Origin of the sequence: Micromonospora sp. HB375, assembly GCF_017872985.1 — a bacterium.
Taxonomy (GTDB): Bacteria; Actinomycetota; Actinomycetes; order Mycobacteriales; family Micromonosporaceae; genus Micromonospora; species Micromonospora chalcea.
Map to the genome: position 1 here is coordinate 286,974 of NZ_JAGGJO010000001.1, position 26,568 is coordinate 313,541.

Here is a 26,568-nt window from a genome sequence, read left to right on the forward strand (position 1 = left end):
GCCAGATGCTGGCCGCCGTGTGCCTCGGTGGCGCCGCGTCGCTCCTGCTCGTCGCCGTTCCGGCGGCCCGCCCGGCCCGGCGGTTGCGCCGGCTCGCCCCGGCGCCCCGGCGGCCCCGCCCGGCGTGGTGGCCGGATCGGGTACGGCTGGGCGCGGCGCTGGCCGGGCTGGCCGTGCCGGTGGTGGTCGGCGGCTGGACCGGTCTGTTCCTCGGGCTGCTGGCCGGTGTCGCCGCCGATCGCCTGCTCCGGCGGATCGAGCCGCGCGCCGTCCGGGAGCGACGGCTGCGGGAGACGGCCGATCTGCCGCTGGCCGCGGACCTGCTGGCCGCCGCGCTGCGGGCGGGCGCGCCGGTCGACCGTTCGGCGCTGGCGGTCGCCGAGGCGCTCGGCGGCCCACTCGCCGACCGGCTCGGCCGGGTGGGCCGCACGCTGGGCCTGGGCGGTACGGCAACCGAGGCATGGGCGCACCTGAGCTGCGTGGCCGGGGCCGAACCCGTGGTCGCGGCGGCGGTCCGGTCGTCGAACAGCGGTGCCGCGTTGGCTCGCGCGCTGACCCGGCTCGCCGACGACCTCCGCGCCGAACGGTCGACCGCCGCGGAGGCGGCCGCCCGGCGCGCGGGCGTGCTCATCGTGCTGCCGCTCGGGCTCTGCTTCCTGCCCGCCTTCATTCTCGCCGGTCTGGTGCCGGTGATCGTCGCTGTTCTCGGCGACGTGCTGTGAACCATCGAGAAGGGACGAACGACATGCGCAAACTCCTCACCCGCCTGCGGGGTGACGCCGGCATGAACACCGCCGAGTACGCCGTGGGCACGCTCGCCGCGGTCGCCTTCGCCGGCATCCTGTTGAAGGTGCTGACCTCCGGCAACGTGCAGTCCGCGCTGACCGCCGTCATCGACCGGGCCCTGAAGTGATCCGGCGCCGGTGGGCCGGCCGCTGGTTTCCCGCTCCGGCGCACCCGCTGGGCGTCCCGGCCGAAGCGGGCCCGATCCGCGGCGCTGCCGGCATCCGGGCCGGGGCGGTCGGGCGTGCCCTCGTCCGCCTGCTCCGCCGGGGACGTTCGTGGGCAGCGTGCGAGCGGGGCTCCTTCACCGCCGAACTGGCGGCCGGCCTGCCGGCGCTCATGCTGCTGCTCGTCGCGGGGCTGACGGCGGTGAACGCGGTCGGTACCCGGGTCGGCTGCGTCGACGCAGCCCGGGAGGCGGCGCTCGCTGCGGCCCGGGGCGAGTCCGGCGAGGTCGCCGGCCAGCGTTACGCCCCCGACGGCGCCGAGGTGTCGGTGACTGTGGCAGGCGACCGGGTCACGGCGACGGTTCGGGCGCCGGTCCGGACGTTCGGCGCGCTGCTGCCGCGACTGAGCGTGTCGGGGCAGGCGGCAGCGGCCGTGGAACCCGGCGCGCCGGGGCCGGTGCCGTGACGGCCGCCCGGTCGTCGCGCCAGACCGCCGCCGAGCGGGGCGGAGCCACTGTGTGCCTGCTCGCGATCGGGCTGGTGTTCGTGCTGGTCGGGATGTTCGGCGCGGCGCTCGGGGCCGCCCGCTGTGCTCGGCACCAGGCCCGCAACGCGGCGGACTTCGGGGCGCTCGCCGGTGCCGGGCGGGTGCTCGACGGCGTCGAGGGCGCGTGCGCTCGCGCGGCCGAGCTGGTGGCGGCCAACGGCGGCCGGATGACCGGCTGCCGGATCGACGGGCTCGATCTGATCGTCACGGCGCGGGTACGTGTCGAGCCGCTGCCCGGGCTGACCCGGGACGCCACCGCGACGTCCCGGGCCGGGCCGGCCCGGGACACCGACGGTTGAGGCGGCCGAGCCGGGGGCGTCGATCGCTGGCGCTCCGGGCTCGGCCGGCGGGTGGAAAAGGTGGCGCGGGGTCAGCGGGACTGGAGCGCGTCCAACCCGACGGCCATCGCGATGACCAGGCGACGGTCGATCTGCGGGTGGTGGATGTCGACGACGTACCGGTCGCGCAGGCCCCACTTCTTGTCGACCGAGAACACCGGCTGGCCACCGGCCACGAAGTCGAAGTGGTACGGCAGCCAGGAGAGCGAGTCGACGAACCGGCGCAGCAGCGCGACCGGCAGGCTGCGCTCCTGCCCGGTGGCCGGCGGCAGCCCGGGCTGCTCGACGTGCCACGTCGAGCGCAGCAGCGACTGCGCGAAGTCCTTGCGGAACAGCCCGATCGGGTTGCCGGCGTGGTCGGTCACGTCGTATGTGGCGCCGAGGTCGAGCCGCTGCCGGGCCTTGAACCCGAGAAGGGGGTACTGCTTGGAGTCGTCGGTGTAGATGGTCACCTGCTCCTTGAAGGCGAGCCGCTTCTGCTGCGCGAACGCGAGCAGCCCGGCCTCGGAGCCGTCGGGTGCCGCGGCGTGCACCTCGTACTGGTTGACCATCATCCGGATCCGCTGTCGGACGATGAACCGGTTATGGGCCTGCAGGTTGTCGAGCGACATCAGATCTCCTTCGAGGGGTCGCCGGAGTCTCGCACAGCAGGCCCGCCGCCGCTTGCCCCCGCTCGCGCCAGGATCACCGCTCGCGAGGGCCTCCGGCTTCCGGGCACCCACCCACCCCACAAGGCGAACGACGACGAAAGGTCAACGACCGCCGTCGACCGTGGCCTTCATCGCCCAACTGTTCAGCACCTGGTGAATGCCGCGCAGGCGCTCGTTGATCTGCTCCAGCCGCTCCGCCTGGGCGAGCGTGGCCAGCGCGGTGCCCAGCGCGATCTGCTGGTCGGGGGTTAGGTTTTCCTGGTCGATGGTGTAGAGCAACTCGACGGTCTCGGCGATCGTGTCGGCCACGGCGGCACCTCCGGCGGGACGGGTCTGGGGTCACCTGCGCTACCGGAAATGATGCATGGAAGCGCTCCCATACATCAATGCCCCGAGGGCCCTGCCCTCATGCACCCGTCCCACCAACCAGACCCCCGGGGCCACGGCCCACCTTGATCGACACCAGTTCGGCGAAGTGGCGGGGTCCAGCACCCGCCGATACAGCAACCTCCCCGAACTGGCGGGAGGCCCCACCCGACGGGCGCGGACCAGGTCAGGCGGGTGGGCCGCCGGCCGTCTGAGCTGGGCGGGCCACCCGGTCGCCCTGCCGGGGCAACACCTCGCCGCTCCCCGGGCCGTCCGCCTCCGGGCCGGCACCCGCCTCCGGGCCGTCCGCCTCCGGGCCAGAGGTGGGCGGGTCCGGGTCAGACACCGCGTCCGGGCCGCCGACCGTGGCGAGATTCGCCAGCACCACGTCGAGGACCTTCACCGCCTCTGCCTTCGCCAGCGGGTTGTTGCCGTTTCCGCACTTCGGGGACTGGACGCAGGACGGGCACCCGGTCTCGCACCCGCACTCGGCGATCGCGTCCCGGGTGGCGCGCAGCCAGGCGGCGGCGGTGCCGTACGCCCGCTCGGCGAAACCCGCCCCGCCGGGATGCCCGTCGTAGACGAAGACCGTGGGCGCCTCGGTGTCCGGGTGCAGGGCGGTGGACAGCCCACCGATGTCCCAGCGATCGCAGGTCGCCATCAGCGGCAGCAGGCCGATGGCGGCGTGCTCGGCGGCGTGCAGCGCGCCCGGCACGTCGGCCGCCTCGACACCGGCGGCGGTCAGCGACTCGGGGGAGAGCGTGAACCACACCGCGACGGTGCGCAGCTCGCGGGCCGGCAGGTCGAGCGGGCGGGTGTCGATCACCTCGCCGGTGGCGATGCGCCGCCGCTGGTACGACACCACCTGGCTGGTCACGTCCACCTCGCCGAGGAAGAGACCGACCGGGCCGGCGTCCACGTACGAGCGGACCGACACCACCGACAGTGAGGTGACGTCGCGGGCGTGGGTGGACCAGTCCGGCTCCTCGGCGTGCACGAGCGCGCACCCGTCGGCCAGGTCGAGTGAGTCGACCACGTACGAGACGCCCTGGTGCAGGTAGACCGCGCCGGTGTGCAGCAGGAAGTGCGACGATCCGCCGTCGACGGTGCCGAGCAGCCGGCCGGTGGACTCCTCGACCACGCACACGGGGGCGCCGCCCTCGCCGCGCAGGTCGACCTCGGGGCGTTCCCGGTGCCGCCAGTACCAGCCGGTGGGCCGCTGCCGCAGCGCCCCCGCCTCGACCAGCGAGTCCACCGCCTCCTTCGCGCCCTCACCGAACAGGTCAAGGTCGGCGGGGGTGAGCGGGGACTCGTGGGCGGCGCAGGCGAGCTGCGGCGCGAGGACGTACGGGTTGGCGGGGTCGAGCACCGTCGCCTCGACCGGCCGCCCGAACAGCGCCTCCGGGTGGTGCACCAGGTAGGTGTCGAGCGGGTCGTCGCGGGCCACCAGCACGGCGAGCGCCTCGTCGCCGGAGCGCCCGGCCCGCCCGGCCTGCTGCCACAGCGACGCGCGGGTGCCGGGCCAGCCGCAGATCAGCACCGCGTCCAGCCCGACCAGGTCGACGCCGAGTTCGAGCGCGTTCGTGGAGGCGAGCCCGAGCAGGTCGCCGTGCAGCAGCGCCCGTTCCAGCTCGCGGCGTTCCTCGCGCAGGTAGCCGGCCCGGTAGGCGGCCACCCGCTCGCCGAGGCCGGGGACCGCCTCGTCCAGCGACCGCCGGGCGTTCGCGGCGACCACCTCGGCGCCCCGGCGGGACCGCACGAACGCGAGCGTGCGTACCCCCTCGACGACGCTGTCGGCGAGCAGGTCGGCGGTCTCCCGCAGCGCGGAGCGCCGGACCTGGACGAGGTCGGCGTCGGGAGCCGAGTCGGAGGGCGGCAGCAGCGGCGGCTCCCAGAGCGCGAACGTCACGCCGCCGCGCGGCGACGTGTCCTCGGTGACGGCGGTGACTGCTAGACCGGTGAGCCGCCCGGCCGCCGTCGCCGGGTCACCCGACGTGGCCGAGGCCAGCAGAAACACGGGGGTACGCCCGAAGCGCGCGCACTGCCGCCGCAACCGCCGCAGTACGTGCGCGACGTGTGAGCCGAAGACGCCCCGGTAGGTGTGGCACTCGTCGACCACCACGTACGCGAGGCGGCGCAGGAACCCGGACCAGTGGGCGTGACCGGGCAGGATGCCGTGGTGCAGCATGTCCGGGTTGGTCAGCACGAACCGGGAGTGCCGCCGGATCCACTCCCGCTCGGCGCGCGGCGTGTCCCCGTCGTAGGTGGCGGGGCGTACCCCGTCGAGGTCGAGACCGGCGACGGCGCGGAGCTGGTCGGCGGCGAGCGCCTTGGTCGGCGCCAGGTAGAGCACAGTGGCGCGCGGGTCGGCGAGCAGCGTGCTCAGCGCGGGCAGCTGGTACGCCAGGGACTTGCCGGACGCCGTGCCGGTGGCCACCACGACGTGATTGCCGGCGTACGCCAGCTCGGCGGCCTCGGCCTGGTGCCGCCACGGGGCGGTGACGCCGCGCCGCGCGAACGCCGCCCGCAGTTCCTCCGGCGCCCAGCCGGGCCACCCGACCGGCTCGCCGGCCCGCGCCGGGACGCGCTCGACGTGGGTGACCGGGTCGGTGGGGTGCCGCAGCCGCAGCCGGCGCAGCAGCTCACCCGGAGCACGCCGCGGGCCGGGGCTGTGGTCGGTCACGTCCTGCACTCTCGCACTGGTGTTCGGAATTGGGAACCGCAGGGTGGGGGTAAGGGAGGGGCGTGGCCGGTGATCCGAGAGGGCCGCACGGGGGATGGTTAGATGCCCTGGAGAGTTTACCGAGGAGGGGCCGATGGAGCTGTCGCTGGCGACCCGCGCCGTGGGGGAGCACACGGTGCTCGAGGTCGGTGGTGAGGTGGACGTCTACACCGCCCCCCGCCTGCGGGAACGGCTTCTTGAGCTGATCGACGGCGGGGCCCGCCACGTGGTGGTCGACCTGGGCCGGGTGGACTTCCTGGACTCGACCGGACTGGGCGTGCTGGTCGGCGCGCTCAAGCGGCTGCGCTCGGCCGGCGGCTCGTTCGCCCTGGTCTGCGACAAGGAGCCGCTGCTCAAGATTTTCCGGATCACCGCCCTGGACCAGGTCTTCCCGCTGCATCCGACGGTCGACGCGGCCATCGCCGCCGACTCCACCGGCGCGTGATGGCCACCGTCAAGCTTTCCTTCTCTCCGGCCCCGGTGCACGTGCGTACCGCACGCCTGGTCGGCGTCGCGGTGGCCCGGCGGGCCGGCGTACGCGAGGACCTGCTGGACGAGGTGCGCCTGGCCATCGGTGAGGCGTGCACGCGGGCGGTCGCGCTGCACCGGCAGTACGGCCTGGCGGATCCGGTGTACGTGGAGATGTCCGACACCGGTGGCTACACGGTCCGGGTGGTGGACCGGGCGCCGATCGAGGCGGGCCTCGGCCTGGCCGCGCTCGGGCCGGACGAGCTGGCCAAGGAGTCGCTGAGCGAGGACGCGCTCACCACCGGGGTGGGCTTCGCGCTGCTCGCCGGTTTCGTGGAGGACCTCCAGGTCCGCCCGGTCGACGAGGGCGTCGGCACCGAGGTCCGGATGACCTGGCCGGCCGGACGCGCCTGACCTTCCCGTTCACGTAGGCCGCGTTCCCCGCACGGGGAGCGCGGCCTCGTCGTGTTGACCGGGCCATATATCAGATTTCTTCGTATAACACAGTTACGAAGATCATCGAGACACGGTGCCCCCTGCCTGTGACCCTCGCCACGCCGGAGGGCTACAGTACCCGGGTTGTCAGCAAGTGATCCCGTCCCGTAGCCAGCGGGAACGGTCCGCCGGAGTGGGTTGGCGCGCGCTTGCGAGTCCGCATCCAGGCGTCGGCCCGTGCGTCTCCACCGGCCGGCGCGAGTTGTTCGGTACAGGAGGACATAGATGTCCGGGACCTTGGCCGCTGACGGCGGCGCACTGTCCCTTACCGGAGCCAACGTGACGTACGTCGTCATCGCCGCGGTCATCGCGCTGGTGGCGCTCGTCTTCGCGGCCGCCCTCACCAGGGCGGTCCTGGCGGCCGGTAAGGGAACCACAAACATGCAGGAGATCTCCGGCGCGGTGCAGGAGGGCGCGTCGGCGTACCTGCTGCGGCAGTTCCGCACGCTGGCGATCTTCGTCGTGATCGCCGTCGTGCTGCTGTTCCTGCTGCCGGTGCACGACACCGACGGCAACGAAACGCTGGTGAAGCTCGGCCGCTCGGCGTTCTTCGTGGTGGGTGCGCTGTTCAGCGCGTTCATCGGCGGCGCCGGCATGTGGCTGGCCACCCGCGCCAACCTGCGGGTGGCAGCGGCCGCGCGGGAGCGCGAAGGCGGACGCGAAGGCGCCATGAAGATCGCCTTCCGCACCGGCGGCGTGGTCGGCTTCCTCACCGTCGGCCTCGGTCTGTTCGGCGCGGCGCTCGTCGTGCTGATCTACCGGGGTGACGCCCCGACCGTGCTGGAGGGCTTCGGTTTCGGCGCCGCGCTGCTCGCCATGTTCATGCGGGTCGGCGGCGGCATCTTCACCAAGGCCGCCGACGTCGGCGCCGACCTGGTCGGCAAGGTCGAGCAGGGCATCCCGGAGGACGACCCGCGCAACGCCGCCACCATCGCCGACAACGTGGGCGACAACGTCGGCGACTGCGCCGGCATGGCCGCCGACCTGTTCGAGTCGTACGCGGTCACGCTCGTCGCGGCGCTGATCCTGGGCCGGGCCGCGTTCGGTGAGACCGGCCTGGTCTTCCCGCTGATCATCTCCACCATCGGCGTGCTCGTCGCGATCGTCGGCGTCTTCATCACCCGGCTGCGCGCCAGCGACCGCAACGGCCTGACCGCCATCAACCGGGCCTTCTACCTCTCCGCGCTCATCGCCGCGGTGCTCGTCGCGATCGCCGCGTTCGCGTACCTGCCGGCCACGTTCGCCGAGCTGGAGGGCGGGCTGACCGACGTCGACCGCAACCCGCGGCTGGTGGCCATCGGCGCGGTCGTGATCGGTATCGTGCTGGCCGCCGCGATCCAGGCGCTGACCGGCTACTTCACCGAGACCAACAGGCGCCCGGTGCAGGACATCGGCAAGAGCTCGCAGACCGGCCCGGCCACCGTCATCCTCGCCGGCATCAGCGTCGGCCTGGAGTCGGCCGTCTACTCGGCGCTGCTGATCGGCGCCGGCGTGTTCGGCGCGTTCCTGCTCGGCGGCAGCTCGATCACGCTGTCGCTGTTCGCCGTCGCGCTGGCCGGCACCGGCCTGCTCACCACCGTCGGCGTCATCGTCGCCATGGACACGTTCGGCCCGATCTCCGACAACGCGCAGGGCGTGGCCGAGATGTCCGGCGACATCGACGAGCACGGCGCGCGGACGCTCACCGAGCTGGACGCCGTCGGCAACACCACCAAGGCGATCACCAAGGGCATCGCGATCGCCACCGCCGTGCTGGCCGCCACCGCGCTGTTCGGCTCGTACACCGACACGCTGCGCTCCTCGTACGAGGACGCGGGCGTGAACGACGTCGGCAACGAGATCCTCAACTCGCTCAACGTCGCCAACCCCCGCAACCTGGTCGGCCTCATCATCGGCGCCGCGGTGGTCTTCCTCTTCTCCGGCCTGGCCATCAACGCGGTGTCCCGCTCGGCCGGCGCCGTGGTGATGGAGGTACGCCGCCAGTTCCGTGAGCTGCCCGGCATCATGGACCGCACCCAGCGGCCCGAGTACGGCAAGGTCGTGGACATCTGCACCCGGGACGCCCAGCGCGAGCTGCTGACCCCCGGCCTGCTGGCCATCCTGGCCCCGATCGCTGTCGGCTTCGGCCTCGGCCCGGGCGCGCTGGCCGCGTACCTGGCCGGCGCGATCGGCGCGGGCACGCTGATGGCGGTGTTCCTGGCCAACTCCGGTGGCGCCTGGGACAACGCCAAGAAGCTGGTGGAGGACGGCGCGTACGGCGGCAAGGGCTCCGACGCGCACGCCGCCACCGTCATCGGCGACACCGTCGGCGACCCGTTCAAGGACACCGCCGGCCCGGCGATCAACCCGCTGATCAAGGTGATGAACCTGGTCTCGCTGCTGATCGCGCCGGCCGTGGTGGCCTGGAGCGTGGGCAACGACCAGAACAACCCGCTGCGCATCACGATCGCCGTGGTCGCCGCGCTGATCATCGCGGGGGCCGTGGTGTTCAGCAAGCGCAAGGGCGTGGCGATGACCGACTCGGACAGCGACGCCGGCAAGCCGGACCAGCGCCCGGAGACGGTCAACGCCTGAGGTCCACGCGACGGCTCCCGGCCGGTCCCGGCCGGCCGGGAGCCTCGTGCCCGGCAAACCTGAGCGGTGGCGGTTCCGCCCGGAGGTCGTACGCTGCAACGCATGCGTACGCGCCGGGCGGCAACCGCCGGAAAGCTCACGGTGGTCCTGGCCACGCTGGTCCTCGTCGTCGCCGGGTGCGGCGGCGGCCCGAGCCCCCGGGTCTGGGCCGCGTCGGTGTGCCAGGCGCTCACCCCGTGGCGCGCGGAGATCTCCAAGCTGACCAGCAGCACCCAGCAGCAGATGACCGCGCAGACCACTCCGGCGCAGGCCAAGGAGAACCTGGTCCGGCTCTTCGCCGGCGCCGAGCAGGCCAGCGAGACGGCCCGGCGCAAGGTCGAGGAGGCGGGCGTGCCCGAGGCCGAGCGCGGCGCCGAGGTGTCCGCCGGGTTCCTGGGGTCGCTGAGCAAGATGCGCGACGCGTACGGCCGGGCCCGGTCCGCCATCGACGGGCTCGACACCGCCCAGGCCGGTCCGTTCTACGACGGCGTGCGCGCCGCCGTGGACACGCTCAACAAGGAGTACGACGCGAGCGCGCTGGACACCAGCAAGCTCAACTCGACCGAGCTGAAAGAGGCCTTCGACGAGGTCCCGGAGTGTCGCTGACCCCTCCCACCCCGAAACCGGCCCGCCAGCCCTCGCTGTTCTCCACCGAGGCGGCCGATCCCGTGCTGGCGGATCTCGCCGGCCTGCTCGCCGGGCCGGGTGAGGTGGGGCGGATGGGCGGCACGGCCCGGATCTCCGTGGTGGTGGACGCCGCCTGGCGGGTGCACGTGCTGGTGGCGGAGCTGGGTGCCCGGGGCGTGCCGGCGAGCTGGGAGCCGACCGAGGACGGGCGGCACCGGGTGCGCACCGCGTACACGAGCATGCTGGCGCCGCTCGCGCGGGCCTGGCTGCGCGGGGCGGTGAAGCGGCCACCGGCCCGATTCCACCTGGACGGGCGGCGGCTGCGGCTCTGGGCGGCCGCGGCCGGCACGGCCGAGCCGGCCGGGTTCCGGCTGCGGCTCGGACCGGCCGACGAGCCGTGCTGGCCGGTGGTCCGCGCCGCGCTGGCGGCGGTCGGCCTGCCGGCCGCGTTCGTGGAGCCGGACGAGGGCGGGCCCGCGTTCCGGATCGGCGGGCGGCGCATGTCGCGGCTCGCCGAGTTGGTGGGGGAACGGCCGGTCACGGCGCCGGCGGCGGAGTGGCCGGGCGCGCCCGGCTGACCGTCCGGTGTCCGAACCCGGACACCCGGAGACGGCTCCGCCGGGTGTACGCGATCGTCACAGTGACACGCCTGCCGCCCTACCCACGGTGTACCGTGACGCCGTCCGGCAGGGTGCGGCCGGCGGTCGCCGGGAGAGCGGCCCGTTTGCCGCCCACGAAACCCGGAACGCGGACGGCGCGTTACGTTGGACATCCGGACCGCCCGTGGTCCGGGTGGCGCAACACGGCCCGAAGCGGGCATGGCGTAGGAGTGAGGTCGGGGAGAGACGTGCCGAGCAACGCTGGAACCACCCGTCTGGTCATCGTCGAGTCTCCGGCGAAGGCCAAGACGATCTCGGGCTACCTCGGCCCGGGGTACGTCGTGGAGGCCAGCTTCGGCCACGTCCGGGACCTGCCCCGCAACGCCGCCGACGTCCCGGCGAAGTACAAGGGTGAGCCCTGGGCGCGCCTCGGCGTCGACGTCGACAACGGCTTCCACGCGCTCTACGTGGTGTCGCCCGACCGTAAGCAGCAGATCAGCAAGCTGGTGAAGCTGGCCAAGGAGGTCGACGAAATCTTCCTGGCGACGGATGAGGACCGCGAGGGCGAGGCCATCGCCTGGCACCTGGTGGAGACGCTCAAGCCCAAGGTGCCGGTCAAGCGGATGGTCTTCCACGAGATCACCAAGCCGGCCATCCAGGCCGCGGTGGCCAACCCCCGGGAGATCGACCGCGACCTGGTCGACGCCCAGGAGGCACGGCGCATCCTCGACCGGCTCTACGGGTACGAGGTCTCGCCGGTGCTGTGGAAGAAGGTCATGCCGAAGCTGTCGGCGGGCCGGGTGCAGTCCGTGGCGACCCGGATCGTGGTCGAGCGGGAGCGCCAGCGGATGGCGTTCCGCACCGCCGAGTACTGGGACATCCTGGCCACGCTCGCGGTGGCGAAGCCGGGCGAGGGCCCGCGTACGTTCAACGCCACGCTCGTCGCGCTGAACGGTGACCGGATCGCCACCGGCAAGGACTTCGAGCCGACCACGGGTCGTGTTCGCGCCGGAGCGGGTGTCGTCCACCTCGACGAGGGCGGGGCCCGGGGGCTGGCCGCCCGCCTGGCCGACCGGCCGTTCACCGTCACCCGGGTCGAGGAGAAGCCCTACCGCCGCCGCCCGTACGCGCCGTTCATCACCTCCACGCTCCAGCAGGAGGCGGCCCGCAAGCTGCGGTTCTCGTCGCAGCAGACGATGCGCACCGCGCAGCGCCTGTACGAGAACGGCTACATCACCTACATGCGTACCGACTCGGTGAACCTGTCCGAGACCGCCATCGCGGCGGCCCGCCGACAGATCGTCGAGCTGTACGGCGAGCGCAGCGTGCCGCCGGAGCCGCGCCGCTACACCGGCAAGGTGAAGAACGCGCAGGAGGCGCACGAGGCGATCCGCCCCGCGGGCGACAACTTCCGCACCCCGGGCGAGGTGGCCAAGGAGCTGTCCGCCGAGGAGTACAAGCTCTACGAGCTGATCTGGCGGCGCACCATCGCCTCGCAGATGACCGACGCGGTCGGCTCCAGCGTGTCGGTGCGCATCCGTGCCGTCTCCTCCGCCCAGGAGGAGGCCGACTTCGGGGCGACCGGCAAGACCATCACCGACCCGGGCTTCCTGCGCGCGTACGTCGAGTCCAGCGACGACGAGAACGCCGAGGCCGAGGACGCCGAGCGGCGGCTGCCCACGCTGGTCAAGGATCAGCCGCTGACCGCCGACGAGCTGGCCGCGCAGGGCCACCACACCCAGCCGCCGTCGCGCTACACCGAGGCGTCGCTGGTGAAGGCCCTGGAGGAGCTGGGCATCGGCCGCCCCTCCACGTACGCGTCGATCATGCAGACGATCCAGGACCGCGGGTACGTGACCAAGCGCGGCCAGGCCATGATCCCCACGTTCCTGGCGTTCGCGGTGATCGGGCTGATGGAGCGGCACTACCCGCGCCTGATCGACTACGACTTCACGGCCAGCATGGAGAACGAGCTGGACGAGATCGCCGGTGGCGACCACGCCGCCGTCGACTTCCTCACCTCCTTCTACTTCGGCAGCACCAACGGCGCCGGCGACCAGGCCATCGCGCACGCCGGTGGCCTGAAGAAGCTGGTCACCGAGAACCTCAGCGAGATCGACGCGCGCAGCGTCAACTCGATCCCGCTGTTCACCGACGACGAGGGCCGCGAGGTCGTCGTCCGGGTCGGCCGGTACGGGCCGTACCTGCAGCGGGCGCTCCCCGGCTCGGTTTCGGGCACGGCCTCGGTTTCGGGCACGGCCTCGGGTGAGGGCGAGGGCGAGGGCGAGGAGGGCGGCTCGCAGGGTGACCGGGCGCCGATCCCGGAGGGCCTCGCGCCGGACGAGCTGACCCCGGAGAAGGTGCACGAGCTGTTCCTCGGCGGCGGCGGTGAGCGCAAGCTCGGCGACGACCCGTCGACCGGCGAGCCGATCCTGCTCAAGTCCGGCCGGTTCGGCCCGTACGTGGCCAGCGGTGAGCGCAAGTCGTCGCTGCTGCGCTCGCAGTCGCCGGACAGCCTCACCCTGGAGCAGGCGTTGCAGCTGCTGCGCCTGCCCCGGCTCATCGGCGTGGCCCCGGACGGCACCGAGGTGTTCGCCAACAACGGCCGCTACGGCCCGTACGTCAAGCGCGGTGACGAGTTCCGCTCGCTGGACTCGGAAGACAAGATGTTCACCGTCACGCTGGACGAGGCGCTGGCGCTGCTGGCCGCCCCGAAGACGCGCCAGCGCCGGGCTGCCGCGCCGCCGCTGCGGGAGATGGGCAACGACCCGCTCACCGAGAAGCCGCTGGTGATCAAGGACGGGCGCTTCGGGCCGTACGTCACGGACGGCGAGTTCAACGCGTCGCTGCGGCGCGGGCAGACGCCGGAGGAGCTGACGCTGGAGCAGGCGTCGGAGATGCTCGCCGAGAAGCGCGCGAAGGGCCCGGCGCCTAAGAAGAAGGCCGCGAAGAAGGCTGCCCCGGCCAAGAAGGCAACGGCGGCCAAGAAGACGACGGCCGCCAAGAAGACGACCGCGGCGAAGAAGGCCCCCGCGAAGAAGGCGGCCCCCAAGAAGGCGACCTCAACCCCGAACGAGTGATCTTGGTACGGAGTCGCCCCTGGAAGGGCGTTTCCGTACCAAGATCTCAGCCGGGCCAGCCTGCGGATCGCAGGGCGGCACGCAACTGGGTGATCACACGGGTGGGGTCGTTGCGGACGGCCCAGGCGGGGAAGCGGAGCACCCGGTCACCGGTGGACCAGACGTCGTTCTGCCGCTGCATGTCCGCCCAGGCGGTCCTCGGGTCGAAGTGCTGCCCGCCGTCGATCTCGACGTGCACACGCCACCGCTCGAACCAGACGTCGAGGTAGCGCCGCCGCCCGGTGGCGTCTCGCCGCACGACCTGGAGAGACGGTTCGGGTAGCCCGGCCCGCCGGACTAGATCGAGGAAGTCGAGTTCGGCGAGGGAGTGGGCGCCGCCCGCCGCGTCGGTGGCGGTCGTCAGGATCAGGCGGTGGCGACGCGCCCGGGGAAGCCGTTCCAGCACCCGGTGCAGGTCGTCGCCCCAGACCAGGCGTTGCTGGAAGCCCGCCGCGATGACGGCCCGTGCCTCCTCGTCGGTCGCTGCCCACTGCGCCGCGTCGACGAGCGAGCGGGCCGGCATGGTCCGGCGGGGCCGGCCGATCGCGAGCACGTCCTCCGCCGGTAGCACTGTGGTGCGGTGGACCCGTACGCCAGGTGGTATCGCCCGGGTCTGGTGCCGGGCCGGCAGCAGCAGATGGATGAGTCGGCTCTCGTAGCGCCTGAGCCCCCAGCACTGGGCTGCGGTGAGTCCGCCCAATGTCGCGGCCGGTCCAGCCGCCAGCACCGCGATCCAGCGCCGCTCATCCGGGCCGACGGGACCGTCGTGCGTGACGTAGACCCGGGGGTGCACCTGCCGCCAGCGCCCGCTGGCGATGCGGTGCCGGATCGTCTTCTCGGACAGGAACCGCCGAGCCTGCGCCGCACCCAGCACTCGCGCCTGACGGAAGAGCAACCAGCTCAGTTCCCCCGCGTCGTCCCCCGGCATCTCCACACCGGCAACCCCACCCGAACAGCACCCGTCACGCTGCCCCTGTGGACAACCGCCGAGATCTTGGTACGAAGACGCCCCTCGATGGGCGTCTTCGTACCAAGATCTTCAGGAGCCCAGGACCTGGGTCAAGTACGGGTTCTGGAAAAGGTTGTGGGGGTCCAGGCGGGTGCGGACGGATCGGAAGTCTTCGAATCTCGGGTAGGCGGTGGCCAGCGACTCCGCATCGCGCCAGTGCAGCTTGCCCCAGTGCGGGCGACCACCCAGCTCCGTCGCCACCTGCTCGAACGCGCGAAAATAAGGCTCGTACGGCATGCCCACGTACTGGTGCACGGCGATGTACGCGGAGTCCCGCCCGTACGAGTGGGACAGCCAGATGTCGTCGGCGGCGGTGAACCGCACCTCGACCGGGAACAGCACCTTGAACGGCAGCCGCTCCACGATCCGGCGCAGCTCGGTGAGCGCCGTCGGCAGCGTCTCGCGCGGCAGGCCGTACTCCATCTCCACGAAGCGGACCCGGCGTGGTGTGCAGAAGACCTGGTCGGAACGGCCGGTGTAGGTGCGTTCGGTGAGCGCGCGGGCGGAGACGGCACTGATCGTGGGGGCGAGGGCGGGTACGGCGCGGCCGAGGCGGCAGGCGCCGGCGAAGACGGTGTTGGAGAGGAACTCGTCGTCGAGCCAGCCGCGCCAGCCGGGCAGCGGCTGGTCGTCGGCGGGTACCCGGTCGTTGGTCTTGACCTGCACCCGGTCGGTGTACGGGAACCAGTAGAACTCGGCGTGGTCGTGCGCCTCGTACAGGCCGGGTAGGTCGCCGAGCACCTCGGCGAGCGGGGCGGGGCGTTCGTGCGCGCGCAGCACGAAGGCGTCGACGCAGCGCAGCGTGACCTCGACCAGTACGCCGACCGCGCCGAGCCCGACCCGGGCGGCGTCGAAGACGTCGCGGTTCTCCTCGGCCGAGCAGCGCAGCACCTCGCCGGTGCCGGTGACGAGCGTCAGCCCAGCCACGAAGGTGGACAGGCAGCCCAGTTTCGCCCCGGTGCCGTGGGTGCCGGTGGAGAGCGCGCCGGCGATGGTCTGGGCGTCGATGTCGCCGAGATTCGGCATCGCCAGGCCGTGCCCGGCGAGCAGTTCGTTGAGCGTGTGCAACGTCATTCCAGCCGGTACGGTGACCAGGCGGCGCGCCACATCGACGGTGACGTCTGTCTCCAGTTCGGCGAGGTCGATGCGGTGCCCGTCGGCCACAGCCGTGGCGGTGAAGGAGTGGCCGCTGCCGGTGGCCCGGACGGTCCGGCCCGCCGCGGCGGCCTGACGGACCGCCTCGACGACGTCGGAGACGCTACGCGGGCGCACGGTGAGGAGCGCGGAGCTGTGCTGGTTGCCGGCCCAGTTGGACCAGGTGGCGGTGGTACCGGTCATCGCGGCCACTCCTCGACATGAATATGAACTGAATTCATATCAGGAACGTTGTGCCTGGTAAATACCGCAATCGAGCCCGGCTCGTTGTACCGGTAGTCACAGACTCGTGACGTGCAGATATGTTCATCCGTCGAAGGGGGGTGGCGCCGAGTGTCCACACCAGCCGCCACGACCGGGCCGCTGCGTCGGGTACCGGTGCAGGGTCGAAGTGTCGCGCGGGTCCAGCGGATGCTGGACGCCTGCGCCGAGCTCGTCGACGAGGTGGGGTACGAAGGGCTGACCACGACCCTGCTCGCCGAGCGCGCCGAGGTGGCGATCGGGTCGGTGTACCAGTTCTTTCCGGACAAACGGGCCATCGTGCAGGCGCTGACGCTGCGGACCATGGAGTCCTACCTCCAGCGGCTCGACGAGCGGTTCGCGTCGGACGATCTGACGCACTGGTGGGACGGCGTCGACGCGGCGATCGACGAGTACATCTCGATGCACCGCACCGTCCCCGGTTTCCGTACCCTGCACTTCGGCGACGTGGTCGACCTGCACCTGCTGGACGACCAGCGGGACAACAACGGGGTCATCGCGGAGCAGCTCGCCCGCGTACTCACCGAGCGTTTCGGCCTGGCCGGGGTGCCCGACCTGCGGTTCCACCTGGAGGTCGCGGTCGAGGCGGCCGACGCCCTGATCAAGCTGGCCTTCCGCCGCCGCACCGACGGCGACGAGCGGGTGCTGGTCGAGGCGAAGGCCCTCATCCGGGAGTACCTGCACCGGCAGGTCAACGCCCCGGCCGAGGCCGTGTCCCAGGGCTGAGCGGCACGCCGAGCGGCGGGTTCCCGGGTGCGCCGGGGCCCGCCGTCGTCACGCCGGCGGCGGGTCAGAGGAAGGCGTGGCCCTCGCCCCGGTAGGTGGGCACCGTCGCGACCACCGCGTCCCCGTCGACCAGGTGCACCTCGTTGACGTGCTCGCACATCTCGCCGGCCTTGGCGTGGCGGAACCACACCCGGTCACCGACCCGCAGGTCATCCGCGGCGTCCCCGGCGAGCGGCGTCTGCACCTCACCGGCGCCCTCCGCGCCGAGCAGCTTCAGGCCGTCCGGCAGCCAGGGCCGGGGCAGCCGGCTGCTCGCCGCCTGGCCGGAGGCGATCCAGCCGCCGCCGAGCACCGTCGCCAGCCCGGGCGCCGGGCGGCGGACCACCGCGCAGGCGAAGAACGCCGCCGGGGTCGGCCGCCAGGCACGGTACGCGTCGAACAGCGTCGGCCCGTACAGGCCGGAGCCCGCGGTGACCTCGGTGACCGCGGGGTCGGCGCTGGTGGCGGCCACGCTGCCGGTGCCGCCGCCGTTGACGAACTCCAGGTCGGCGTGTTCGCGTACCGCGGCGACCGCGTCCGAGCGGCGGGCCAGCAGTTCCCGGTACGACCCGCGCTGCGCGACCCGGATCGCCGAGCCGAGCACCGCCTGCCCGGGTGGCGCGTCGCCCAGACCGGCGATCTGCGCCTCGTACGACATCAGGCCGACCAGCCGGAAGCCCCGCCGGGCGGCGACGGCGGCGGCGAGCGCGCCGGCCGCCGTGGCGCTGTGCACCGGGGAGCGGCGCACGCCGACGTGCACCCGGCCCCGCAGCGGCCGCCAGGAGGCGTCCAGGTCGAGGCAGACCCGCAGCGCGGGGCGGCGCGCGGGCGGGCAGACCTGGTCGATCAGGTCGAGCTGGGCGGGGTCGTCGACCATCAGCGTCACCGCGTCGGCGAGCGCCGGGTCGGCGGCCAGTTCGGCGAGGCCGGCCCGGTGCGCCGTCGGGTACGCCACCAGCACGTCGTCGCTGACGCCGGAGCGGGCGAGCCAGACCGCCTCGGGCAGGGTGAAGGCCATCACGCCCTGCCAGCCGGGGCGGCCGAGCACGCGGGTGAGCAGCTCGCGGACCCGTACCGACTTGCTCGCCACGCGCAGCGGCTTGCCGTCGGCCCGTCCGGTCAGCGCGCCGGCGTTGGCGTCGAACGCGGAGAGGTCGACCACCGCGTACGGCGGGTCGAGGTGAGCGGTCGCCCGGTCGAGACGCTCGCGAAGTTTGTCACGGTCGATGGCCACGTCTGCACGCTAACTGTCTGGGCGAGAATGCGAAATACCCTCGCGTCTGTCCGGGCTGCGGGCGGTGGTCCCGGCGGCCTAGGCTCAGCGAGCAGGTGAATGTCGCGCAGGACCACTCCTCCCACGCGACTAGAGTGTTCCACCGGGGATGCCCAGACCTGGGCCGGCACGTGGAGGTACGGCCATCGAAAGCCAGAACAACGGCGAGTCGCCCGGCGTGTCGTCGCCCGGGACAGCCGCCGACCACTCCGGCGTCGCCGCCATCCGCTCGGTGCTGCGCATCCGGCCGTTCCGCAGGCTGTGGATCGTACTCAGCGCCGCCTCCTTCGGCGACTGGCTCGGTCTGCTCGCCACCGCGCTGTTCGCCGCCTCCCAGGTCTCCGGCAGCACCGCCCAGGGCGCCGCGTTCGGCGGTGTGACAGCGATCCGGCTGCTCCCGGCGCTGGTGCTCGGCCCGGTGGCGGGCGTGTTCGCCGACCGGTTCGACCGCCGGTGGACGATGGTCATCTGCGACCTGCTGCGCTTCGTGCTGTTCGCCTCGATCCCGCTCTACGCGCTGACCGGCGCCGCCGGCGGGCTGGTGGTCGGCTGGGCGCTGATCGCCACGTTCCTGATCGAGTCGATCACGCTGATGTGGATCCCGGCCAAGGAAGCGGCGGTTCCCAACCTCATCCCGCGTACCCGGCTGGAAGCGGCGAACCAGCTCACGCTGATCACCACGTACGGCCTCACGCCGGTGGCCGCGGCCATCGCGCTGGCCGTGCTGGACCGCGGCGTCCGCGGCGCGGTCGGCGGCGACCTGCCGAACTGGGCCGAGCCGGCCCAGCTCGCGCTCTGGTTCAACGCGTTCTCCCGGCTGGCCACCGCGCTCGTGGTGGCGTTCGGGATCAAGGAGATCAGCCACGCCCAGCGCGGCGAGGCCGAGCGCTCCGAGCAGAGCATGTTCCGGCAGTTCTCCGAGGGCTGGAAGTACATCGGCCAGACCCCGCTCGTCCGCGGCCTGGTGCTGGGCATCTTCGGCGCGTTCGCCGGCGGCGGCATCGTGGTCGGCACGGCCAAGTTCTTCGCCAACTCGCTCGGCGCCGGTGACGCCGCGTTCTCGCTGCTCTTCGGCGCGATCTTCGTCGGCCTGGCGCTCGGCATCGGCCTCGGTCCGATGATCGTGCGGGACATGTCCCGCCGCCGCTGGTTCGGCATGAGCATCGTGCTCGCCAGCGCCTCGGTGCTGGTGCTCGCGTTCGCCATCCACCTGTCGATGGCCATCCTCGGCGCGATCCTGGTCGGCGCGGGCGCCGGCATGGCGTTCCTGGCCGGCACCACGCTGCTCGGCGGCGAGGTCGCCGACGAGGTACGCGGGCGCGTCTTCGCGGTGGTGCAGATCGGCACCCGGCTGGTGCTGATCCTCGCCATCGCGCTCAGCAGCCTCCTGGTCGGCGTCGGCGGCTCCCGCCAGCTCACCATCGCCGACCTGGGCATCTCCATCTCCTCGACCCGCCTGCTGCTGCTCGCCGCCGGCGCGGCCGGCATCATCGCCGGCATCAGCGCGTTCGGCCAGATGGACGACAAGAAGGGCGTGCCGGTCCTCGCCGACCTGTGGGGCTCGATCCGGGGCCGCCCGCTGATGCCGGCCGAGCCGTTCGTCTCCAGCGGTCTCTTCGTGGTCTTCGAGGGCGGCGAGGGCGCCGGCAAGTCCACCCAGCTCGCCGTGCTCGCCGAGCGCCTGCGCGCGCAGGGGCGGGACGTGGTGGTCACCCGCGAGCCGGGCGCCACACCGGTCGGTGAGCGGATCCGCTCGCTGGTGCTTGACACCGGCACGGCCGAGGCGCCGTCGCCGCGCGCCGAGGCGCTGCTCTACGCCGCCGACCGGGCGCACCACGTCGCGACCGTCGTCCGCCCGGCGCTCGTGCGCGGCGCGGTGGTGATCAGTGACCGGTACGTCGACTCGTCACTGGCCTACCAGGGCGCCGGCCGGACACTGCCGGTGGACGAGGTCTCCTGGCTCTCGTCCTGGGCCACCGGCGGGCTCAAGCCCGATCTGGTGGTGCTGCTCGACGTCGAGCCGCGTACCGGCCTGAGCCGGGTGGAGACGCGCAACGAGGGGGCCGACCGGCTGGAGGCCGAGTCGCTGACGTTCCACGAGCGCGTCCGGTACGCCTTCCTCGACCTGGCCGCCGGTGACCCGAAGCGTTACCTCGTGCTCGACGCGTCCCGGCCGGTGGACGAGATCGCCGACGCGGTGGCCCGCCGGGTGGGTGAGCTCCTCGCCGACCCGGGCGGGATCGTGCACCCGCGTCCGGCGCAGGGCCCGGACACCTCGGTCCAGCCCGAGTTATCCGACGCGGAGCTGGTGACGATGGAGCAACCCCGAAGATGACCGACGTCTTCGGCGATCTGGTCGGGCAGGACGAGGCGGTGGACACGCTGCGGCGGGCCGCCGCCTCGGCCGCCGCGCTGCTGCGCGCCGCCGTGCCCGTCGCGGCCGGCGCGCCGGCGGGCGGGTACGACGACCTCGACGCGCTCGCCGAGGAGCTCGACGGCACCGACGCCGACCCGCCTCCGGCACCCGCCGCTGAAGCCGATCCCGGCGCCGGGATGACCCACGCCTGGATCTTCACCGGGCCGCCCGGATCCGGCCGGTCGGTGGCCGCCCGCGCGTTCGCCGCCGCCCTGCAGTGCGTGCACGGCACCGGATGCGGCAGCTGCCCCGGCTGCCACACCACGCTCACCGGCACGCACGCCGACGTGCGCCTCGTCGTCCCGGACGGGCTCTCCATCGGTGTCGGCGAGATGCGCGCGCTGGTGCTCAGGGCGGCGAGCACGCCGTCCGGCGGCCGGTGGCAGGTAGTGATCATCGAGGACGCCGACCGGCTCACCGAGGCCGCCGGCAACGCGCTGCTCAAGGCGATCGAGGAGCCGCCGCCGCGTACCGTCTTCCTGCTCTGCGCCCCGTCCACCCACCCCGACGACATCTCCGTGACCATCCGGTCGCGCTGCCGCGTCGTACCGCTGCGCCAGCCGCCGCCGGCCGCGGTGGCCGAGGTGCTGGTCCGCCGGGACGGCATCGCGCCGGACGTGGCCGAGTGGGCCGCGGCGGCCGCGCAGGGGCACGTGGGCCGGGCCCGGCGGCTGGCCCGCGACCCGGAGGCCCGGCAGCGGCGCGACGCGGTGCTGGCCGTGCCGCGCCGGCTGACCGGCGTGGGCGCGGCGTTCGACGCCGCCTCGGCGCTGATCGAGGCCGCCGAGGCGGAGGCCGCCGCCTCGGTCGTCGAGATCGACGAGGCGGAGCGTACGGCGTTGCAGACCGCGCTCGGTGCGGGCGGCACCGGCCGGGGCGCGGCCGGCGCCATGCGCGGCGCGGCCGGCCAGCTCAAGGATCTGGAGAAGCGGCAGAAGTCGCGGGCCACCCGTGCCCAGCGGGACGCGCTCGACCGGGCGCTGGTCGACCTGGCCGGGTTCTACCGCGATGCGCTCACCATGGCGTTGCGGGCGCCGGTCGCCCCGGTGCACACCGACACCGCGGCGCTGGCCGGCGCGGGCGCGCAGAAGTGGGACGCCGAGGGCTCGCTGCGCCGATTGGAGGCGGTGCTGGAGTGCCGGGCGGCGATCGAGGCGAACGTCAAGCCGCGGATCGCGGTGGAGGCGATGATGCTCGCCCTCTGGCGCGGCTGACCCACGCCCGCTCCACGCTGTCCACAGGGCATCGACACGCGCGATTGGCGTGCGGTACGGTCCCCGGTGATGCCGCCGTGATCGAGGCGGCACGCTCAGTGATGTTGGGGCCGACCGGCCGGGAGGAGTCCGCCGATGCCGCGGGGCGAGATCGACGAGGCCTGGATCGAGGAGGCGGTGCGGCGCTACCGCCGCATCGAGAACCTGCAGGCCGAGTTCGACCAGGCGGTGGCCACTGTCGAGGTCACCGTCCGCTCGCCCGACGGCCTTGTCGAGGTGGTGGTGACAGCCGGTGGGCGCATCACCGACGTGCGTTTCCTCGGGCCGCTGCACCACCGCAGCCCACGTGACGTGGCCGGGTCGGTGCAGGCGGCGGTCACCGCCGCCGCCGACGCGGCGCAGTGGGCGCGGGAGAAGCTGCACAACGAGACGTTCGCGGCCTACCGGCCGCTGGCGGGAGCCTGACATGGAGACGCTGCGCGCCCTGGCCGCCCGCCTCGACGAGGCCGGCGCGACCCTCGCCACGCTGGCCCGCACGGTCACCGCCACCGACCCGCCGCACCCCGCGTTCGGCGCGCACGCCGCCGGCCGGCCCGGTGAGGTGGGCCGCGCGCTGCACCGGCAGTGGACCGCCGCCACCGCCGACCGAGCGCGCGAGGCACAGGCTGCCGCCGTCCGGCTGGCCGCCGCCGCGGCGGCGCTGCGCAGCGCCGCCGACCGCTATGCCGCCGCCGACGACGGCGTGGCCCGGCGGCTGGCCCGGGAGGCCTGATGGACGCGCTCGACCGTCTCGCGGAGCCGGGGCTCGACCTGCTCGCCCGCGTCGACACGCTGCTCGCCGCCGGCGCACCCGAGGGCCACCGCCTCTGGCCGCTGCTGCGCCGCATGCAGGTGCTCCCCGGCGCGGCCGTGCGCGAGTTCCTCGACCTGCACCCCGCGCCGCTGACCGACGCCGGCCACGCCGTGCGCCGGCTCGTCCGGGGGTACGACGACACCTGCGCCCTGCTCGGCGACCAGGTCGCCTGGTCCGGCGCCGCCGCGTCGGCGTACGACGAGGCGCGCGCAACACTGTTCCGGCACCTGGACGAGGGGCCGGAGAGCCTGGTCGGGCGGCTGGAGTCGACGGCGAGTTACGCGGACGCGCTGGCCGGCTGGGTGGAGGGCAGCCGGGTCGCGCTGGCCCGCGCGCTGGCCGAGGTGCTGGGTTCGTCCGAAGCGGTCGCCGTGCACGCGGCGACCCGGCCCGGCGTCCACGCCGGACCGGCCGGGGCGTCGGCCGCGGCCGAGATCGCCACCCGGATCCTGGGCGTGCTCGGAGTCGCCTACGACGGCGCCGAGACGCTGCTGCGTCAGTGGGGGCCGAGCCTCGCGGAGACGGTCTGGCGGGATCGGCCGGCGGTCGCGCCGCACTACGGCGGCACCACCCGAATCGGCTACTGACGGTCCACGGCGCCGCGCGCCGGACCGGCCGTGGCCGGGCAACGGCGGCGACGCCGTGGACTTCCCCTGCACCCCCCGCAGGTATGTCTTCACTCAACGCTGTCGGCAGACGCTTGTCCCGGCGGCGGGCGAGGTTTCAGCCGTCCGGGCGAGGCGAAGGGGCGATTCGGCCGGGTCGACGGAGCCGATCGCCGCTGTCGGTGACCGTACGGCGACCGGCCGCCGTACGGCGGGCGCTGATCCGCGTAGGGTGGGGCGCATGGGCATGCTCTGCGCGGTCAGTTTCAACCGGTACGGGCGCCTCTACTACCTCGACCCGGGCGAGCTGCGCCCGCAGGTGGGCGACCGGGTGCTGGTGCCCACCGACGAGGGACCCGAGGTGGCCGAGTGCGTCTGGGCGGCCCAGTGGGTCACCGAGGACACCGACGGATTCCCGAAACTCGCCGGGCTCGCCGAGGACGACGATCTGCGCCGCGACGAGATGCTGCGCCGGCGCAAGGCCGAGGCGAAGGTGGCCGCCAAGCGGCTGATCCGCGAACACGGCCTGCCGATGAAGGTGGTAGCCGTCGACCACGTCCTGGCCACGCCGGAGAACGGCAGCGACCGCACCACCATCTACTTCACCGCGCCGCACCGGGTCGACTTCCGTTCCCTGGTCCGGGACCTGGGCGCCACCCTGCACTGCCGGGTCGAGCTGCGGCAGCTGTCCGCCCGCGACTCGGCACGGGTGCAGGGCGGCATCGGCTCCTGCGGGCGTGACCTGTGCTGCGCCACGTTCCTGACCGACTTCGAGCCGGTGACCATCCGGATGGCGAAGGACCAGGACCTGCCGCTCAACCCGCTGCGCATCTCCGGCGCGTGCGGGCGGCTGATGTGCTGCCTGAAGTACGAGCACCCGCTGTACCAGAAGTTCCAGGAGACGGCCCCCGCGGTCGGCAGCCGGGTGTCCACGCCGCAGGGTGAGGGCAAGGTGGTCGGCCACAGCGTCCCGCGCGACGCGGTGACGGTCCGCCTGGACGCCGACGGCTCCCGCTCGATGTGCTCCCGCGCGTCGGTCTGCGGCCCCAGACAGGCCCACGACCAGCACTACCCCCAGCCCTGACCCTCCCGCCCCTTCGGCGGCGATCAGGGGTCAGCGGATGACGATGGGGGGTTCGGCCAGGCGGGGGGTCAGCGGGGTCTTCGGGGTCAGCCAGGAGGCGGTGGGGGACTGGTCGGGGTTGAGCTGCCAGTCGTGGGACACCTTGTCCACGGCGATCGGGTAGATCGTCAACGTGCCGTCCGGGTCGATCCGGAACCGCAGGAACGCCTTCGAGTCCTCGATGCCCTGGGCGGCGAACAACTCGTTCAGGTTGACCCCGAACGCGCCGGCCACCAGCAGGTACAGCGCGACGAGCTGGCTGGCGACCAGACCGCTCACCGGCCCGTAGAGCACCGCTGCGGCGACCGCCGGCAGCGGCCACGGCCAGTCGTAGAACGGCAGCTGCAACCAGACCCACGTGCCGCCGGCGGCGAGAGCTATCTGGGCCAGTCCGTGCGCCACCCCGAGGATCCAGTGGCGGGCGTGCCGCTTCCCGCCCGCCGTGGGCGGCTTGGCGAAGAACACAGCGCCCATCATCGCCACCACCAGCATGATCGCCAGCGGCACGCTGAACAGCCGCTGCTCGGTGGTGCCCACCCGCTGCACCGCCACGCCGGCCATGGCCAGCATCAGCAGCGTGTGCAGGGTGCCGAGCAGCGTGGTGAAGCCCGGGTTGCGGAACGGCAGCCGGGCGAAGATGCCCCAGCCGTACCGGCGGGAGCGGGCCTTGTCCGGGTAGCGCGCGGCCAGGTCGTACTCCTGGGTGTTGCTGGCCCGCCGGGTCAGCGTGTCACGCGGCGGGACCTCCAGCTTCTCCGGCAGCCGGTGCGTGGGGTAGAGGTAGGCGCCGCCACCTCCGCACGTGACGAGCTGCCGGTCCGCCCCGGCGTAGCGGGCGTAGTGGTGCAGGTCGCCGGAGACCAGCACCCGCACCTGCGCGCCGGTCGGCGCGACGAGGGTACGGATGAAGTAGTCGATCGAGTCGTACGCGTTGGGGTGGTCCACGGCCTTGACCCACGTCGGCGCCGGCACCGCCAGGATCACCTTGGATTCCGGGGTGAGCTTGCGGGCCACCTCGTCGAAGTAGGTGAGCTGCGGGTCGTCCAGGTACGACCCGGACTGGTCGTCGAGGCCGAGCAGCCACCAGCCGGCCGGCAGCTCGACCGCGAAGTACGAGCGGGACTGGCCGGTGCCCCAGCCGCCGAAGTGCCGGTCCCGGGTACGCACGAACAGCCGCAGGAACGCCGTCAGCCCGTCGTACCAGTCGTGGTTGCCCGGCACCGCGAACAGCGTCGGCTGCTCCGGCGGAGCAACCGGCAGCGCGGACTGGTACGGGCCCTTGCAGCGGTCCTCGTACGCCTCGTAGCCCGCCGCCGGGTAGACCTGGTCACCACCCATCACCAGCGTCTGCGCCCGCGGAAGCCGGTGCCCGTCCACCGTCAGCTCCGGCTGGGCGAGCAGGTACGCCACCGAGTACGTGGCGTCGAAGCCGTCACCCAGGTCGGCCACGTAGTCGAGCCAGAGCCCGCCGTCCGGCCCGACCTGCCGGAACGTGCCGTCGCCGAACGCGTTCTGCAGCTCGCGCTTGTCCAGGTACGCCCCGAACAGCATCGCCAGCAGCGTACGCAGGCCGGTGCTGATCAGCAGCAGCGGCGCGAGCCAGGGCACCGGCCGGCGCGGGGTGAAGCCCAACTCCTGCGGGTCGATCTTGCGGGGGCGGCGGGTGGCGCGCTCGCCGGGATGCGCCTCGGGGGCCGGTGGTCGCGGCGGTTCGTCGGTCACCCGCCGCAGGGTAGTCGGGACGCGGCGCGAAGTCTCTCCCGTGACGGGGCGGACGTGGCTCGGTGTCCGGGTTCTGAGGCGGGGGGATCCGGTTCGGCTTCGGCCGGGGAGTGCCGTACACTTTACGATCGTTGCCGCCTTAGCTCAGTCGGCTAGAGCGACGCACTCGTAATGCGTAGGTCGACGGTTCGATTCCGTCAGGCGGCTCGGTACAGAATCCCAGGTCATCGGCCTGGGATTCGCCGTTTCCGGGGCGGACAACAGCGCCCTTCGACGGAGATGGGCTTCCGGAAGAGGAGTGGTTGGCGGCAGCGCGGCCTACGCTGCCGGAATGAAGGTGGGCAGGGTCTGGCGGGTGCACCACCGCAGCGAGTTGGTCGGTGAGGTCGATGAGCGGGAGCTCGACTTCCCCTGGATCCGCGGCCGCTTTCGGCCAGAGCCTGCTTTCCGACCACTGCGACCGATTTTCGCGGCATGGATCGAGGCCGTGAACTCCGGGGATGTTGAGGCATTGCGCCAGGCGCACGAGGCCATCTATCCGGCCGTGACGATGACTGACCCGACCGGGCGCGAGGTGCCATGGTTCATCTTGGTCATCGAAGGGGACGAGGCGCGCTTCCGGTGGCGTGATGAGCCCGTCACTGATCGGTAGCAAACCGGCCAGCACGTGGGCGGGCG

The 26,568-nt window shown here is 73.1% G+C and carries 25 protein-coding genes and 1 tRNA gene; 19 read left to right on the forward strand and 7 right to left on the reverse strand.

What is annotated here, in order from left to right:
- The first annotated feature begins 5 nt into the window (after positions 1 to 5).
- The 4 genes from J3R08_RS01445 to J3R08_RS01460 all read left to right on the forward strand — a co-directional run bounded on the left by J3R08_RS01445 (position 6) and on the right by J3R08_RS01460 (position 1,796).
- Complete coding sequence (locus J3R08_RS01445) at positions 6 to 722, forward strand: type II secretion system F family protein (RefSeq protein ID WP_369830106.1); 717 nt, start codon at positions 6 to 8, stop codon at positions 720 to 722.
- Between the two features lie 23 nt (positions 723 to 745).
- Positions 746 to 913, forward strand: a complete 168-nt coding sequence (locus J3R08_RS01450; RefSeq protein WP_013283643.1) for a DUF4244 domain-containing protein — start codon at positions 746 to 748, stop codon at positions 911 to 913.
- Between the two features lie 92 nt (positions 914 to 1,005).
- Positions 1,006 to 1,416 (forward strand): TadE family type IV pilus minor pilin, encoded by a 411-nt coding sequence (locus tag J3R08_RS01455; protein WP_369830107.1) that lies wholly within the window; start codon positions 1,006 to 1,008, stop codon positions 1,414 to 1,416.
- Positions 1,413 to 1,796: an Rv3654c family TadE-like protein gene (locus J3R08_RS01460; RefSeq protein WP_082931144.1), complete on the forward strand. Its 384-nt coding sequence runs from the start codon at positions 1,413 to 1,415 to the stop codon at positions 1,794 to 1,796. The genes J3R08_RS01455 and J3R08_RS01460 overlap by 4 nt, the downstream gene beginning before the upstream one ends.
- Positions 1,797 to 1,867: 71 nt before the next feature.
- Here the strand turns inward: J3R08_RS01460 and J3R08_RS01465 are convergent, their stop codons facing one another.
- The 3 genes from J3R08_RS01465 to J3R08_RS01475 form a co-directional block, all read right to left on the reverse strand.
- The gene (locus tag J3R08_RS01465; protein ID WP_030503750.1) at positions 1,868 to 2,446 is read right to left on the reverse strand and encodes a hypothetical protein; all 579 of its coding nucleotides are present in this window, start codon (positions 2,444 to 2,446) and stop codon (positions 1,868 to 1,870) included.
- Positions 2,447 to 2,587: 141 nt separating this feature from the next.
- Positions 2,588 to 2,794 (reverse strand): hypothetical protein, encoded by a 207-nt coding sequence (locus J3R08_RS01470; RefSeq protein ID WP_043327245.1) that lies wholly within the window; start codon positions 2,792 to 2,794, stop codon positions 2,588 to 2,590.
- 244 nt (positions 2,795 to 3,038) lie between these two features.
- On the reverse strand, positions 3,039 to 5,534 hold the full coding sequence (locus J3R08_RS01475) for a DEAD/DEAH box helicase (protein WP_209959702.1): 2,496 nt from the start codon (positions 5,532 to 5,534) through the stop codon (positions 3,039 to 3,041).
- A 133-nt stretch (positions 5,535 to 5,667) separates the two neighbouring features.
- On the opposite strand from J3R08_RS01475, the gene J3R08_RS01480 reads away from it, so the two are divergent.
- The 6 genes from J3R08_RS01480 (at position 5,668) to topA (ending at position 13,455) form a co-directional block, all read left to right on the forward strand.
- Positions 5,668 to 6,018, forward strand: a complete 351-nt coding sequence (locus tag J3R08_RS01480; protein ID WP_013283649.1) for an STAS domain-containing protein — start codon at positions 5,668 to 5,670, stop codon at positions 6,016 to 6,018.
- Positions 6,018 to 6,455 carry an ATP-binding protein gene (locus tag J3R08_RS01485; protein WP_043327241.1) on the forward strand — a complete coding sequence of 146 codons (438 nt, stop codon included), beginning with the start codon at positions 6,018 to 6,020 and terminating at the stop codon, positions 6,453 to 6,455. The genes J3R08_RS01480 and J3R08_RS01485 overlap by 1 nt, the downstream gene beginning before the upstream one ends.
- A gap of 306 nt (positions 6,456 to 6,761) precedes the next feature.
- The gene (locus tag J3R08_RS01490) at positions 6,762 to 9,110 is read left to right on the forward strand and encodes a sodium-translocating pyrophosphatase (RefSeq protein WP_043327240.1); all 2,349 of its coding nucleotides are present in this window, start codon (positions 6,762 to 6,764) and stop codon (positions 9,108 to 9,110) included.
- Between the two features lie 102 nt (positions 9,111 to 9,212).
- A complete protein-coding gene (locus J3R08_RS01495) occupies positions 9,213 to 9,755 on the forward strand; it encodes a hypothetical protein (protein ID WP_043327238.1) in 543 nt (180 codons plus the stop codon).
- On the forward strand, positions 9,746 to 10,354 hold the full coding sequence (locus J3R08_RS01500; protein ID WP_166455717.1) for a hypothetical protein: 609 nt from the start codon (positions 9,746 to 9,748) through the stop codon (positions 10,352 to 10,354). Before J3R08_RS01495 ends, J3R08_RS01500 begins: the two co-directional genes overlap by 10 nt.
- Before the next feature lie 269 nt (positions 10,355 to 10,623).
- Positions 10,624 to 13,455, forward strand: coding sequence for a type I DNA topoisomerase (topA, locus tag J3R08_RS01505; protein ID WP_209959704.1), 2,832 nt, complete (start codon positions 10,624 to 10,626; stop codon positions 13,453 to 13,455).
- 46 nt (positions 13,456 to 13,501) lie between these two features.
- Here the strand turns inward: topA and J3R08_RS01510 are convergent, their stop codons facing one another.
- Positions 13,502 to 14,422, reverse strand: coding sequence for a DUF559 domain-containing protein (locus J3R08_RS01510; RefSeq protein ID WP_209963955.1), 921 nt, complete (start codon positions 14,420 to 14,422; stop codon positions 13,502 to 13,504).
- 111 nt (positions 14,423 to 14,533) lie between these two features.
- Positions 14,534 to 15,850 carry a D-arabinono-1,4-lactone oxidase gene (locus J3R08_RS01515; protein WP_209959706.1) on the reverse strand — a complete coding sequence of 439 codons (1,317 nt, stop codon included), beginning with the start codon at positions 15,848 to 15,850 and terminating at the stop codon, positions 14,534 to 14,536.
- Between the two features lie 219 nt (positions 15,851 to 16,069).
- On the opposite strand from J3R08_RS01515, the gene J3R08_RS01520 reads away from it, so the two are divergent.
- Positions 16,070 to 16,645: a TetR family transcriptional regulator gene (locus tag J3R08_RS01520; RefSeq protein WP_073826205.1), complete on the forward strand. Its 576-nt coding sequence runs from the start codon at positions 16,070 to 16,072 to the stop codon at positions 16,643 to 16,645.
- A 64-nt stretch (positions 16,646 to 16,709) separates the two neighbouring features.
- On the opposite strand, the gene J3R08_RS01525 is transcribed toward J3R08_RS01520, so the two are convergent.
- Positions 16,710 to 17,918 (reverse strand): amino acid deaminase/aldolase, encoded by a 1,209-nt coding sequence (locus tag J3R08_RS01525; protein WP_064448455.1) that lies wholly within the window; start codon positions 17,916 to 17,918, stop codon positions 16,710 to 16,712.
- A 148-nt stretch (positions 17,919 to 18,066) separates the two neighbouring features.
- Between J3R08_RS01525 and tmk the strand changes: the two genes are divergently transcribed.
- From tmk to J3R08_RS01555, 6 genes are all read left to right on the forward strand, one after another.
- Positions 18,067 to 20,292, forward strand: a complete 2,226-nt coding sequence (gene tmk, locus J3R08_RS01530) for a dTMP kinase (RefSeq protein ID WP_245254650.1) — start codon at positions 18,067 to 18,069, stop codon at positions 20,290 to 20,292.
- Positions 20,289 to 21,587 carry a DNA polymerase III subunit delta' gene (locus J3R08_RS01535; RefSeq protein WP_064448456.1) on the forward strand — a complete coding sequence of 433 codons (1,299 nt, stop codon included), beginning with the start codon at positions 20,289 to 20,291 and terminating at the stop codon, positions 21,585 to 21,587. Before tmk ends, J3R08_RS01535 begins: the two co-directional genes overlap by 4 nt.
- A 135-nt stretch (positions 21,588 to 21,722) precedes the next feature.
- Positions 21,723 to 22,052, forward strand: coding sequence for a YbaB/EbfC family nucleoid-associated protein (locus J3R08_RS01540; protein WP_013473591.1), 330 nt, complete (start codon positions 21,723 to 21,725; stop codon positions 22,050 to 22,052).
- Position 22,053: 1 nt separating this feature from the next.
- Positions 22,054 to 22,359 carry a hypothetical protein gene (locus J3R08_RS01545; protein WP_030503764.1) on the forward strand — a complete coding sequence of 102 codons (306 nt, stop codon included), beginning with the start codon at positions 22,054 to 22,056 and terminating at the stop codon, positions 22,357 to 22,359.
- The gene (locus J3R08_RS01550) at positions 22,359 to 23,027 is read left to right on the forward strand and encodes a hypothetical protein (protein WP_209959708.1); all 669 of its coding nucleotides are present in this window, start codon (positions 22,359 to 22,361) and stop codon (positions 23,025 to 23,027) included. The genes J3R08_RS01545 and J3R08_RS01550 overlap by 1 nt, the downstream gene beginning before the upstream one ends.
- Before the next feature lie 259 nt (positions 23,028 to 23,286).
- Positions 23,287 to 24,129: a regulatory iron-sulfur-containing complex subunit RicT gene (locus J3R08_RS01555; RefSeq protein ID WP_043327224.1), complete on the forward strand. Its 843-nt coding sequence runs from the start codon at positions 23,287 to 23,289 to the stop codon at positions 24,127 to 24,129.
- Positions 24,130 to 24,159: 30 nt separating this feature from the next.
- Here J3R08_RS01555 and J3R08_RS01560 read toward each other — a convergent pair whose 3' ends face one another.
- Complete coding sequence (locus tag J3R08_RS01560; protein WP_209959710.1) at positions 24,160 to 25,890, reverse strand: metallophosphoesterase; 1,731 nt, start codon at positions 25,888 to 25,890, stop codon at positions 24,160 to 24,162.
- 133 nt (positions 25,891 to 26,023) lie between these two features.
- On the opposite strand from J3R08_RS01560, the gene J3R08_RS01565 reads away from it, so the two are divergent.
- Together J3R08_RS01565 and J3R08_RS01570 are read left to right on the forward strand one after the other, a co-directional pair.
- Positions 26,024 to 26,097: transfer RNA gene (locus tag J3R08_RS01565), tRNA-Thr, on the forward strand.
- Positions 26,098 to 26,221: 124 nt separating this feature from the next.
- The gene (locus J3R08_RS01570) at positions 26,222 to 26,542 is read left to right on the forward strand and encodes a hypothetical protein (RefSeq protein ID WP_030503768.1); all 321 of its coding nucleotides are present in this window, start codon (positions 26,222 to 26,224) and stop codon (positions 26,540 to 26,542) included.
- Positions 26,543 to 26,568: the final 26 nt, after the last annotated feature.